Raw genomic sequence first — 12,603 nt, forward strand, 5'->3', positions numbered from 1 at the left:
TATGTGTTATGGATAATCAACAGCAATCACTATCAGAGGAGCAATTGAGGAAGCGGAAATTCGCCATGGTATTGCCGCTTATCGTTTTCCCTTTTGTAACTATTTTGTTTTGGCTATTGGGGGGCGGAAAGGGCATAGCTGCTCCGCAGGAGCATGTGAAAGATGCATTTAACTATGAGTTGCCTGCTCCGGTGTTACCTGATGAGTCTCGTATGGGTAAGTTGGATTATTATGAGAAAGCAGCGAGAGATTCCGCAAAGTGGCGGGATATTGCCCGCCGTGATCCTTACTATGACTCAAAACCCGCCAGTGACACAGAAAGAACTCAGATTGATGATATCGACTTCAAAAGTTTCATGGAGGCTGAAAAAAGGAAATCTCAGCTGAAGCCGGGTGCAGTCGAATCTCCTTTTTCTTCCCATGAGGCAGACGACAATGTGAGCCAGGTGAATAGGAAGTTGGCAGAACTGGATAGTGAGCTGAGAAAATCAACTTCTGTAAAGCCCAATAGTATTGATCCCGCCGTCGCCAGCGGTGCAGATGCCGGAGCCGTAAATACGGAAGTGGCACAGCTGGAGAAGATCATGCAAGCTACGCAAAACACGACCGGTGAAGATCCGGAGATGACAAAGATAGACGGCATGCTTGAAAAGATATTGGATATTCAATACCCCTCACGTATGCAGGATAAGCTCAAGAAGGCTTCTGCTGAGCATAAGCAACAGGTATATCCTATATCATCTGTAAAAAATGATGTCGTACCAGTTTCCACATTGCAGCCAGGACCGCAGACTGCGCCCACTCGTTTCGATACTCTTCTGTCCATTCATCCCATCGCCAATGGTTTTTATTCTCTGGATGATGGTTCGACAGAATCAGTGGAAGAGAATGCCGTGGAGGCGGAAATCCCTGAAACGCAGACGTTGGTTACCGGTTCTACAATAAAACTGCGGCTGACTCAGGACGTTTATATCGCCGGCAGGCTGGTGCCGAAAGATACCTACGTTTATGGTGCAGTATCCATAAATGGCGAACGCCTGCAAGTGGAGATCAATTCTATCAGACTAGCCAATTCTATATTGCCAGTTGCGGTATCTACCTATGATATGGATGGTATGATTGGAATTTATATTCCTGGCGCCATCACCCGTGATGTTACGAAAAACTCCGCTGATCAGGCAATACAAGGCCTTGGTATTACATCAATGGACCCTTCGCTGGGCGCACAGGCGGCCAGCGCGGGCATTGAGACAGCCAAAACTTTGCTTAGCAGAAAAGTCAAGCTGATAAAGGTGACTGTAAAAGCGGGATATCAGGTTTTATTGAAAAACACACAAAGCTGACAAATTATTTTTCATGATAAAATTCCTATGTGATGTTGAAATGTGCCGTTTGGATGACAGGCTTTGCCTGTCTGTTAGGGAATGTATCTGCTATAGCGCAGGAATACGAGGTACTAAAGCCGTTGGATTTACGGGTATCTTACAACAAGACGACTAACCTGATATTTCCCTACGCCGTCAGTGGCGTAGATAGAGGAACCCGTGATCTCCTCGTGCAAAAGGCAAAGGGTGCCCGGAACATTTTACAGATTAAGGCCAGTAAAGAAAACTTTCCCGAAACAAACCTGAGTGTTGTAACCCAGGACGCCCGGTTTTATTCTTTCGTTGTCAGGTATGACAGTATACCCTCCGCATTAAATCTCCAGTTTGGCAGGAGCCAGGGTACTGGTCTCTACGGTGGTCCGATTCAAATGGCCGCCGATACATTAAATGCCGCCGACCTGCAACGCACTGCGGAGCTGGTCCGCATCAATAGGGAGCAGCATTGTAGAGTATCAGATGCAAAATGCGAGATGCGGCTTCGCCTTAATGCCATTTATATAAGAGATGATATCTTTTATTTTCAGTTGACGCTAAAGAATAACTCTGCCATCAATTACTATTTTGATCAGGTGAAATATTCTATACAAGATCGAAAGGTGGTCAGGCGAACAGCTCACCAGGAGAAAATCATCTCCCCGAAACTTGTTATAGGGCCTGCTGATGTTGTTGCTGCCAACAGCGAAACAGTTATGGTGTTTGCCTTGCCTAAATTCACCATACCAGACAAAAAGAACCTGTATCTCTACATAACAGAAAAGGACGGCGGCAGGCATCTGAAGATCAGGATCAAGAATCGGCAATTGATTGGTGCGCAAAAAATCTGATTGGTTCGGGCAAGGTCCGAGACATCAACCCGATTCATTTACACTGCAAAAATGAATGTGGCCATGAATGAGAAAGTGTATGAATATCATAAGAAAGACTTGAGGAGCCGCGGCGTTGGTGACGTTTTTGACGAAGCGTTGAAAATGGCGCTGGAAAAAGGCGAAAGTAAATTCAGTCTCTATCATACCGCCAGATATGGAGAGGATTTATCCGTAGCTTCTTTCCACTACAAAAAGTCAACCCGTCCGGAAAGTGATCTGGTATTTCTGAACCGGATAGACCTATTGGTGAAGCCCAAGGTAGGAGAAATTCAAAATCAGTCATTTGAAATTGGTAAAGACACGGAGAAATTTACCTTGAAAAATGCCTACAATGCAATGCTGGGGCGGTCTTTTCTTATTAACAAAGATAAGAATGAATGGGCCTATCTTGATTTTAAACAAACCGATAAGCATGGAAACCATCCACTGGTAAAGGTTACTGGGTATGATGTGCAAAAGGTAACTGGCCGATACCCAATTGACCAGCTTAAAAATCCGGAGGAAGCACAATTGCTGTATGCTTCTCTGGAGCGGGGGAACCGGCAAATGGTTAGCGTTAACGAAAACCGTTTTTTTGTCGAGGCGTTGCCCTTGCATGATACGCTGCGCGTGTTCAAAGAGAACATGCAACAGACAACAGTAGAGGCTTTGAAGGAGACTGCCAGCATCAAGCAAGCCCCGAGTCAGGATGTAAAGGAAAAGAAAGCCCAGAGGAATAACCATCGGAAGGGGCAGTCCACTTCTTGAATATGGTGAAAAATATTTGTGAAATTGAATTTGTGTGCTATGGAAAAAGCAAGAGAAAGGCTGACTACATTTTTCGATGCCGTAAAGAACGATGGCAGGATCGGGTTCCCACATCTGAGTTTATATTTGGCGCTATTTCAATTGTGGAACCAAAATGATTTCCAGGAGCCTGTTACGATAAATCGCTCAGAGGTTATGGCGATGGCAAAGATCAGCAGATCTACTTATCATCGATGTATAAGTGACCTGAATTTGCTTGGATACATAAAGTATGTTCCTTCCTATCACCCTATACTGGGCAGTATAGTTTTTATGTCAGAGTTTGACCCGCCTTTCGATGGAAGATCCAGGTATTAGCTTTCATGTGGCATTGCAAGCCTGAAAAGGAAACAATTAGGTAGGAGTACCGTTGTCAGCGATAGGGTTTGCAGATGGGGATAAACCTTAACCAGAGCTCTTCTTGGGCTTTGGTTATCTTTGTTGGTACTTTTTGTGAAGTTCTGTAAATTCGAGTAGACTACTGAATAGACAACTGTCCCCATACACCTCGTTTTGTTTTTTCACTTATCAGCTGCGTGCTTCATTTTGTGATGTTGGAAAATTGTGTGTTATGGATGAAATCGAAGATCAATTGCTTGAACTTGTTGCTGAACTCATTGTAGAAGTTATTTTAAATTACCCGGAATGATTATGAAAGACACTTTATTATCCAGTATTTTCAGTGATGTTAAATTAAATGCAATAGGTTATATCCGGATAAGTATTAAGGATCAATCTTTATATTCCTTAGAATTTCAAACTCAAAATATTAAAGACTATTGCAGCCGTAATAATATCAATCTGATAAGTATTTTTAAAGATGATGGTGAGCATAGCGACACCTTTGATCGCCCTGACTGGCTTGCGTTGGAGGATTTTATTAAAAAGCATAAGGGGAGAGTTAATTATCTTATAATAATAGATTATGATAGATTTAGCAGGGATATGGCTGAAGCGCTTATCAAGATAAGAGAATTGGAACGTAAGTATTCTGTCAAGATACTTTCAACAGGAGAACATATTGATACAGATACGGAAGATCCGGCTACATTTCTGCATCGGGCTTTCAAACTGATGATTGCAAATCATGAGTTGATCAATATACGAAAGCGCACCAGGAATGGTATGCGCACTGCCCGGTTGGCGGGACGGTTTGTGAATAAAGCTCCAATTGGTTATCTCAACAGGAGAGACGATAGTGACAAAAGTATGATTGTGGTTGATGAATCCAAACGTGCAATCATTGTCAGAATTTTTAACGACTTCGTTTGCGGCCTTTCATATCCTGCTATCCTGAAAACTGCCAGGATGCACGGGTTTACCTTAAAAGGAAATAGCGCTTTAACTCGTCTGCTTACCAATCCGGTGTACGCAGGTTTTATAAAGATTCCGGCTACGGGTAATCAACCTGAAAAAATGGTCAAAGCCATTCATGAGCCTATTATCAGTGAAGTCGTATTTTGGAAGGCGAATGAGATAATTAACGGCAAAAACAAACTAAGGTCTGTTCCTAATTCAGATGTTCCTTTAAGAGGGATTATTAAGTGCACTTGCGGTTCACAGTTTACTGCGGGATATAGCAAAGGGAAATTGAAATACTATCTGTACTATAGATGCACCACTGAGCCAGGAAAAAATTTTCGAGGCGACAAGATTCATGCGCTTCTCCTTGAACTGTTGGAGGGCTTATCCTTTGCACCGTCTCAGCTGAACAGAGTATATGAGAAAGCCAAAAGTAAGATGGATGAGGCGCTAAAGAACCGTAAGAATTTGCTTGCTGCAAAGAAAAAGGAAATTCAGGAGCTAGACACCAAAATTGAAGCAGTGGAAGATAGGCTGATGAACAATGAAATCGAACTGACGACCTATAAGAGATGGTATAATAAGCTGGCTACCGCAAAATCAGAGCTTATTAACGAGATAGAGAAACTGTCCAGTAATGTAAACGAGAAAATAGAACGGCTGGAACGGGCAATTCCATATTTATGTAACCTCAAAGCACTTTATGAGAATTTGGGATTGCCCGGGAAACAGAAGCTGCTAAATGGGGTGTTCAAAGTAGCTCTTGTGTTTGACGGAGAGAGATTTAGAACACCATTTCTTCATCCGGCTTTAATGTATAATTACATGAAAGTAAATGAAAAAGGGCTGCTCTTGATAGAGCAGCCCTCGCTGGATTCGGCCATGAATCCCGTATGTACCCCAGATGGGAGTTGAACCCACACTCGCATTGCTGCGAACGGGATTTTAAGTCCCGCGTGTCTACCAATTCCACCACCAGGGTATCAAGGTGTAAAACCTCAGAGCGGAAGACCGGGCTCGAACCGGCCACCCCGACCTTGGCAAGGTCGTGCTCTACCAAATGAGCTACTTCCGCTTGTAAAGAACTCCCGCACAATCAAGCCTGTGGCCTTTTTTCGTTGGGATTGCAAAGATAACAATCTTTTTGAATCTGCAAACTTTTTTTCAGCCTGACAGAAAGAAAATTATGTATCTTAATAATCCTTATTGATTGTACGTGTAATTGTATTGCACAATGCCCAACAACTCATTACCCTTGCCATAACACATCTCCTTCAGCGGTAACCCGTTTTGTTGATAACTGTACTGCCAGATCGTATAGCTCGATGTTTCCGTATTCACCGTCGTCATCTTGCTCAGGCGTTGCTGCGCATCATATTCGAAGATATAATCCGGCAGCATACGCTTCTTCGCAGGCTGATAGCGGTACACATCGGTCAGGTGGCCTTGTGGGTCGTAGTTGTAGTAGGTGCGTTTGCCACGCATTTGTTCTTCGATCACGTTGCCGGCGCTATCAGTTTTGAAAGTGACCACCGTAGAATCGCCACCCATGCCCTTTTTCTGGACCATCGATACCAGGTGGCCCAGACTGTCGTAATTGTAGTTACGCGTTTCATCGAAACGCATTTTGCTGTCGAGCGCCAGGGAATTGCTGCTCACGCTGAGCAGGTTGCCTTTGGTATCATAGCGGTAGAGCGTTACCGTTACGCTGGAGCTGGAACTGTCCACCGTTTTGGTCAGCCATCCTTTCTGCGAAAAAGAAGAGGTCATGCTGGTATAGCCGGTAGACCTGGAGCTGGTGATAGCGCGCATCTGGTGGTAAGTGGGGCTCAGCATGCGCTCACAACGGAAGTCATTATCGGTTTCCTGGTTGGCGTCCATGCTGCGCACAAATTGTGTCTTTACCTTGTTGCTCCTGAGCTGGGCCAGGTTGGCAATGGCTTGCCGCGTATTATAAATATCCTGGAAATAGAACTGGCACTTCGCCTGGATAGCCAGTCCCAGTATACAAATAACCGTAATGATCGTCGTCTTCATGAAAGTAATCGTCGCTAATTTTGTAACAGTTGTAAATGTAAAACGTAAAATGCAATATTAAATTTTTCAGATGTCAGTTTTTATAATACAACTTCCGGGAATTTTTTATCTTTATCGGATATCTAAACCAGCTTCCAGATCGTGAAATTACATTCCCTGCGCAAGGAAAAAGACTGTCTCAATTGTGGCGCCGAAGTATTAGAAAGATTTTGCCCGCACTGCGGACAAGAAAATACAGTAACCCATGAAACGTTCTCCCATCTGGCGAAACACTTTGTGGCAGACATTTTCCACTACGATTCCCAGTTTTTTAAAACACTGAAATACCTGCTGTTCCGCCCGGGATACCTTACACGGGAATATACTTCCGGTAAAAGGTTGCGTTATGTAAACCCGATCAAACTGTATGTATTCGTGTCTTTCGTGTTTTTCTTTGCCGTGTTTGCATTACAACACGAAGATAAAAAGCACAAACATAAAGAGGTGGTAGATGAATTTGTAGATAATACCGTCAAAAACACTGCGGCAACAACGGGAAAGAAGTACCCGGCAGATACGGTTGATGTAGCTGCTAACCCGGCTGGTTTCAGCAAAAAACTGGTGAAAGATATTGCGAAAGATATCGATACTACGAAAAGCGATGATGAATTTGACGACGTGATGAAATCGCTCGACAAATACGAAACGGTAGGTGAATTTGAGGCGGCGCAGGCAAAGCTGCCCGACTCGCTGCGCATGAAAGGGAGCCACAAGATAGTGGCCCACCGCCTGATGGACCTGAAAGAAAGGTATAGCGGAGATGATGGAGAAGATGTGCTGAAAGAGAGCTTCAAGCATAACATCCCTAAGTTCATGTTCTTCATGCTGCCTTTGTTCGCCATGTTCATGTTATGGATGTACCGCCGCAGCGGTAAATGGTTGTACAGCGATCATGCTATCTTCACCATCCACTTTCATGCCTTTACCTATATGCTGTTCCTGGTGGCCGCGCTGCTGAAATGGGCATGGCCGCAACTGGACTTCTATGGCTGGGCTTTCCTCGGTATGTTGATATACCTGATAGCTGCCCTGCATAACTATTACAAGCAAGGCTGGCTCAAGTCAGCGCTGAAGGGCTTCCTGCTGATCTTTACCTACCTCATTGCTATGGGCATCGTGTTTACGTTGCTGGTCATTATTATGTTTGCGGTAGTGATTTGATAAATATAGAAAGATAATAATATGTCTCCGCTGGATAATTTCCAGCGGAGATTTTTTATCTTTAGAAAGATATCAACCACCTGCAATTGAAAACACAACCACTCCGCACAGACAAGACCTGTCTCAACTGCGGCACTGAAGTACCGGAAAGGTATTGCTCGCATTGCGGGCAGGAAAACGCTGTCACGCACGAAAGTTTCGGTCATCTCCTCAAACATTTTGTGGCCGACATTTTCCATTATGATTCGCAGTTCTTCTCCACACTGAAATATCTCTTCTTCCGTCCTGGCTTCCTTTCGCAGGAGTATATGGCAGGAAGAAGGGTACGTTATGTAAACCCCATCAAGCTATATGTGTTTGCCTCTTTCCTGTTTTTCTTCGGCGTATTCACGCTGCCTGAAAGTGAGCCACGGGAAAGGGTTACCGTGCAGGAAGCCAGTAAGCTGAAACCAGATTCGATGCATATCCATGGCTTTGTGATCGACTATCCCACCGTGTATGCCTATGATTCTGCGCAACTGCGTTTGCCGCCGGCAAAGCGGGCCTCCGCTACTGAAAGGGCTTTCACCCGCCGCCTCATCACGCTCCATGCCCGCTATGGCAACGATATACAAAAGGTTTTCCTGGAAATGCTCGAGCACAACATCCCCAAACTGATGTTCCTGCTGTTGCCGCTGTTCGCCCTCTACATGCGCTGGATGTATAACAAACGGAAATGGCTATACGCAGATCATGCGATCTTTGCTATCCATCTGCATGCTTTCGCATACCTGCTCTTCCTGCTGGCAGCCATACTGGCGGCCATTTTCAGCAGTGACACCTTCATCAGTATCGCTTCCTGGATTTTATTTGCCTATTTTGTGCTCGCGTTGCACAGGAACTATGGCCAGTCGCGCTGGATATCTTTCTGGAAAGCTGCCTTCCTGGTGAGCATCTATTTCCTGTCCATGCTGGCCGTATTTACGGGTGCAATGTTGCTTATATTTACCTTAATTCTGTAATTTTAGCTATGCAGCCAGAATTTATCATCATACACCAGCAGGTAGCGCCCCATGTGGCCCATATCCAGTTAAACCGGCCCAAAGAACTCAATGCCCTCAACCTTCAGCTGATGGGGGAATTGCGCGATGCGCTCAAACAACTCGATGCAGACGACACTGTACGGGTAATCGTACTGAGCGGCAATGAGAAAGCCTTTGCCGCCGGCGCCGATATCAAACAGATGGCTGATAAAACTGCGGTCGACATGTACAATATCGATCAGTTCAGCACCTGGGATGCGATTAAAAAGATCAAGAAACCCATCATTGCGGCGGTGAGCGGATTTGCGCTGGGCGGCGGCTGCGAGCTCTCCATGCTCTGTGATATGATCGTGGCCAGCGAAACAGCCCGCTTCGGGCAACCAGAAATCAAGCTCGGCGTAATGCCCGGTGCTGGCGGCACACAACGCCTCACCCGCGCAGTAGGAAAGGCCCTCGCCATGGAAATGGTGCTCAGCGGGCGTTTCATCACTGCGCAGGAAGCACGGCAGGCTGGCCTGATCAACCATGTAGTACCAGTGGAGCTGTACCTGCAAGAGGCAATCAAGCTGGCGGCAGCAACGGCCACCATGAGCCCCCTGGCTCTGAAAATGGCCAAGGAAGCGGTGCTCAAGGCTTTTGATACCACCCTGGAAGAAGGGCTCCATTTCGAACGTAAAAACTTCTATCTCCTCTTCGCTTCAGAAGATCAGAAGGAAGGTATGCGCGCATTCACCGAAAAAAGAGCACCCGTTTTTACAGGAAAATAAATAACTATTAAACTATTGTATTATCTGATTTGTTAACCCAGCCGACAGGGAAGTGGTGTCTGTCGTGTTGCTAACCCGTTCATATGTACCGAATAAACGTATTAACCATGACTGTGAAATGGATACCGCTGGCGTATCTTTTTAGTGCTGCCCTGCTCTCGTGCAAAGGGCCGGCACAGGACGTACACGCCATCGTGCTGTCCGACAATACACCGTCACAAGCCCCGGCTACTGATACCATGCGGCCCGTAGCCGACACCATAGAGGCCGACATGATCGCCTCCTGGAATGCCTTCAACAGCTTCGATGGCCGCTATCCGAACGATATTGACCTGTTCGAAAAAGAACCACTCAAATCACGCTTTGTACAATTGCTAAGCAGGGCCCGGCAAACTTTTATGGAGAGATTTAAAGTTACGCCGCCGGTAGAAGTAGAAGACCGCATCCTCTTCGATGAAGGATACATGCCCGGTAAATCAGGCTATGATGAAGCCGCCGTGGCAGTGGATATGGATCATGATGTGATCTATCTGGGTATCGCGGTGAACAGGAGCCTGCATATCTTCAGCGAAAACGGAGATACGAATTACCCGCAGAAATTCCGGATATGGATGAAAAAGTTTGACTAATCATTTTGCTATTTTATTATTCTATTATTTTGATATTTAGCCTCCAGGAAAATATTTTCTGGAGGCTAAATATCAAAATAATAGAATAATAAAATAGCAAAATGATTAATTGAATTTATTTTTCAGCGCTGCGAGCTTCGCCTGGAAATCATTCATCGGCGCCTCTTTCGCCGGTTTCTCCCGGCGCTCTTTGCGCGGGCCGCCGCCCTGTTGCTGTCCGCCGCCTTTTTCATTGTCTTTCATCGACAGCGAAATACGTTTGCGGGCCACATCAATTTCGAGCACCGTCACCATCACTTTCTGATTCAGCTTCACCGCCTCATTGGGGTTGCTGATGAATTTGTTGGAGAGATGGGAGATATGTACCAGGCCATCCTGCTTCACACCAATATCTACGAAGGCGCCGAATGCCGTGATGTTAGTTACCACGCCAGGCAATACCATACCGGGTTTCACGTCTTCGATCTTGTGGATGCCTTCTGCATATTCAAAGATAGAGATCTCATCACGCGGATCGCGGCTGGGTTTGGCCAGCTCTTTCAGGATATCTTCCAAAGTGAGCAGTCCCACCTCTTCACTGACATAATCTTTCGGATTGATTTTCTTGCGCAGCTCGTCCTTGCTCATCAGGTCCTGGATGGTGCAATGCTGCTTCTCTGCCATGGTCTCAATTACGGCATAGCGTTCAGGGTGCACCGCGGAATTGTCGAGCGGGTTATCGCCGTTCTCGATGCGGAGGAAGCCGGCGCATTGCTCAAATGCTTTATCGCCCAGGCGGTGTACTTTCTTCAGCTGCATACGGTTGCTGAAGGCGCCATTTTCCTTGCGGTATTTCACAATATTTTCTGCAAGAGAAGGACCGAGGCCTGAAACATAGGCCAGCAGGTGCTTTGAAGCAGTGTTCAGGTTCACGCCCACATTGTTCACGCAGCTTACTACCACGCGGTCGAGGCTCTGTTTCAGGAACGACTGGTTCACATCGTGCTGGTACTGACCTACGCCAATAGATTTGGGATCGATCTTCACCAGCTCTGCCAGCGGATCTATCAGTCTGCGGCCGATGGATACGGCGCCACGCACGGTAACGTCCTGGTCAGGGAATTCTTCACGGGCCACTTCCGATGCGGAATACACAGAGGCGCCGCTTTCATTCACCATAAATACGTTGATCTTCTTGCCGAAGTCGATCTTCTTCACAAATTCTTCGGTCTCGCGGCCTGCGGTACCGTTGCCCACCGCGATGGCGGCGGTGTCGTAACGGTTCGCCCATTTTTTCAGCAGGGCTTCGGCATCATCTCTCTTATAATTTTTTTCCAGCGGGAATATCACATCATGATCGAGCATGTTGCCCTGGTTGTCGAGCGCTACGACTTTACAGCCGGTGCGGTATCCGGGGTCGATGGCGATCACGGCTTTAGGGCCCAGCGGCGCTGCAAGCAGCAGCTGGCGCAGGTTTTCAGCGAATACATCGATGGCTTCGGTATCGGCTTTTTCTTTAGCGCCGGCCCTGAACTCGTTTTCGAGCGAGGGACGCAGCAGGCGCTTATACGCATCTGCGGCGGCTTTGCTTACTTGTTCGGCAGCAGCGCCGCGGCCTGTTACAAACTGTTTGTTGATCAGTTCCATGGCCTCTTCTTCCTGTGGCGCTATGGAGCTGAACAATATACCTTCCGACTCTGCCCGGAGAATGGCCAGCACACGGTGTGACGGCATCTCGCGCAGGTCTTCCGAAAATTCAAAGTAGTCTTTATATTTCACGCCTTCTTCTTCTTTGCCTTCCACCACTTTGGAGGTAAGCTTGCCGGTATGCGCGAACAGCTTGCGCAGCTTATCGCGGCATTCTGCATTTTCGTTGATCCACTCTGCAATGATATCGCGTGCGCCTTTCAGGGCTTCCTCTGCTGATGCTACCTGTTCATTGAGGAAGGTGGCGGCAGCGTCGGTATTGCCATCCTGTGATTCAAACAGCAGTTTAGCCAGCGGCTCAAGACCCTTCTCGATGGCCACTGTAGCGCGTGTTTTGCGTTTCGGTTTATAAGGCAGGTAAATATCTTCCAGCTCGGCGAGCACCCAGGTAGCTTCCAGTTTAGCCAGCAGCTCGGGTGTCATTTTCTCCTGCTCTGTGATCGTTTTGATAATAAACTCACGGCGTTCATCTACCTCCTTGTAACGTTTCTGCAGGTCTTCTATCCGGCCGATCTGTACTTCATCCAGGCTGCCCGTTACCTCTTTACGATAACGGCTGATGAATGGTACAGTAGATCCTTCAGATAACAGGTTCATGGTATTTTCCGCCTGCCTGGCTGCAATACCTAACTCCGATGAAATAAGCGCAATGTGTTTCGGATTCATATCAAATTCATTTTGGGATTTTCGGATGTGAGGATTTTTTGATTTACGAATTTTTTGATTTACGGATTTCTTGATTTATTGCGGACTTCAGATTTGCCATAAATCAAAAAATCCGTAAATCAAAAAATTCGTAAATCCTCAAACCCTCAAATCCTCAAATTCAAAAATTTTTACTAGGTCGCAAATGTAATTAAAATGGCCTTTTTCCCAAGAAAAAGTAATTAACAGTTGCAGCCCCCTGCTGGTGGACTTTTTTA

The 12,603-nt window shown here is 46.3% G+C and carries 10 protein-coding genes and 2 tRNA genes; 8 read left to right on the top strand and 4 right to left on the bottom strand.

Features of this window, described 5'->3' with window-relative positions:
* Positions 1–8 precede the first annotated feature (8 nt).
* From traM to FPG75_RS12905, 4 genes are all read left to right on the top strand, one after another.
* A complete protein-coding gene (traM, locus tag FPG75_RS12890; RefSeq protein ID WP_143307268.1) occupies positions 9–1,343 on the top strand; it encodes a conjugative transposon protein TraM in 1,335 nt (444 codons plus the stop codon).
* Between the two features lie 32 nt (positions 1,344–1,375).
* Positions 1,376–2,209: a conjugative transposon protein TraN gene (traN, locus tag FPG75_RS12895; protein ID WP_143307269.1), complete on the top strand. Its 834-nt coding sequence runs from the start codon at positions 1,376–1,378 to the stop codon at positions 2,207–2,209.
* 63 nt (positions 2,210–2,272) lie between these two features.
* The gene (locus tag FPG75_RS12900; RefSeq protein WP_143307270.1) at positions 2,273–2,998 is read left to right on the top strand and encodes a hypothetical protein; all 726 of its coding nucleotides are present in this window, start codon (positions 2,273–2,275) and stop codon (positions 2,996–2,998) included.
* 690 nt (positions 2,999–3,688) lie between these two features.
* Positions 3,689–5,254: a recombinase family protein gene (locus FPG75_RS12905; protein WP_161596786.1), complete on the top strand. Its 1,566-nt coding sequence runs from the start codon at positions 3,689–3,691 to the stop codon at positions 5,252–5,254.
* On the opposite strand, the gene FPG75_RS12910 is transcribed toward FPG75_RS12905, so the two are convergent.
* The 3 genes from FPG75_RS12910 to FPG75_RS12920 all read right to left on the bottom strand — a co-directional run bounded on the left by FPG75_RS12910 (position 5,236) and on the right by FPG75_RS12920 (position 6,376).
* Positions 5,236–5,321, bottom strand: a tRNA-Leu gene (locus FPG75_RS12910). The two genes, FPG75_RS12905 and FPG75_RS12910, sit on opposite strands and share 19 nt — an antisense overlap.
* Positions 5,322–5,341: 20 nt before the next feature.
* Positions 5,342–5,414, bottom strand: a tRNA-Gly gene (locus FPG75_RS12915).
* A gap of 128 nt (positions 5,415–5,542) precedes the next feature.
* The gene (locus FPG75_RS12920) at positions 5,543–6,376 is read right to left on the bottom strand and encodes a hypothetical protein (RefSeq protein WP_143307272.1); all 834 of its coding nucleotides are present in this window, start codon (positions 6,374–6,376) and stop codon (positions 5,543–5,545) included.
* Positions 6,377–6,517: 141 nt separating this feature from the next.
* On the opposite strand from FPG75_RS12920, the gene FPG75_RS12925 reads away from it, so the two are divergent.
* The 4 genes from FPG75_RS12925 (at position 6,518) to FPG75_RS12940 (ending at position 9,994) form a co-directional block, all read left to right on the top strand.
* The gene (locus FPG75_RS12925) at positions 6,518–7,576 is read left to right on the top strand and encodes a DUF3667 domain-containing protein (protein ID WP_161596787.1); all 1,059 of its coding nucleotides are present in this window, start codon (positions 6,518–6,520) and stop codon (positions 7,574–7,576) included.
* Between the two features lie 86 nt (positions 7,577–7,662).
* On the top strand, positions 7,663–8,577 hold the full coding sequence (locus FPG75_RS12930; protein WP_161596788.1) for a DUF3667 domain-containing protein: 915 nt from the start codon (positions 7,663–7,665) through the stop codon (positions 8,575–8,577).
* 8 nt (positions 8,578–8,585) lie between these two features.
* Complete coding sequence (locus tag FPG75_RS12935; protein ID WP_143307275.1) at positions 8,586–9,365, top strand: enoyl-CoA hydratase-related protein; 780 nt, start codon at positions 8,586–8,588, stop codon at positions 9,363–9,365.
* An 83-nt stretch (positions 9,366–9,448) separates the two neighbouring features.
* On the top strand, positions 9,449–9,994 hold the full coding sequence (locus tag FPG75_RS12940; RefSeq protein WP_143307276.1) for a hypothetical protein: 546 nt from the start codon (positions 9,449–9,451) through the stop codon (positions 9,992–9,994).
* A 105-nt stretch (positions 9,995–10,099) separates the two neighbouring features.
* Here the strand turns inward: FPG75_RS12940 and FPG75_RS12945 are convergent, their stop codons facing one another.
* Positions 10,100–12,346: a Tex family protein gene (locus tag FPG75_RS12945; protein WP_143307277.1), complete on the bottom strand. Its 2,247-nt coding sequence runs from the start codon at positions 12,344–12,346 to the stop codon at positions 10,100–10,102.
* Positions 12,347–12,603 lie beyond the last annotated feature (257 nt).

The sequence above is a fragment of the Chitinophaga vietnamensis genome, assembly GCF_902167635.1.
In the GTDB taxonomy this organism is placed as follows: domain Bacteria; phylum Bacteroidota; class Bacteroidia; order Chitinophagales; family Chitinophagaceae; genus Chitinophaga; species Chitinophaga vietnamensis.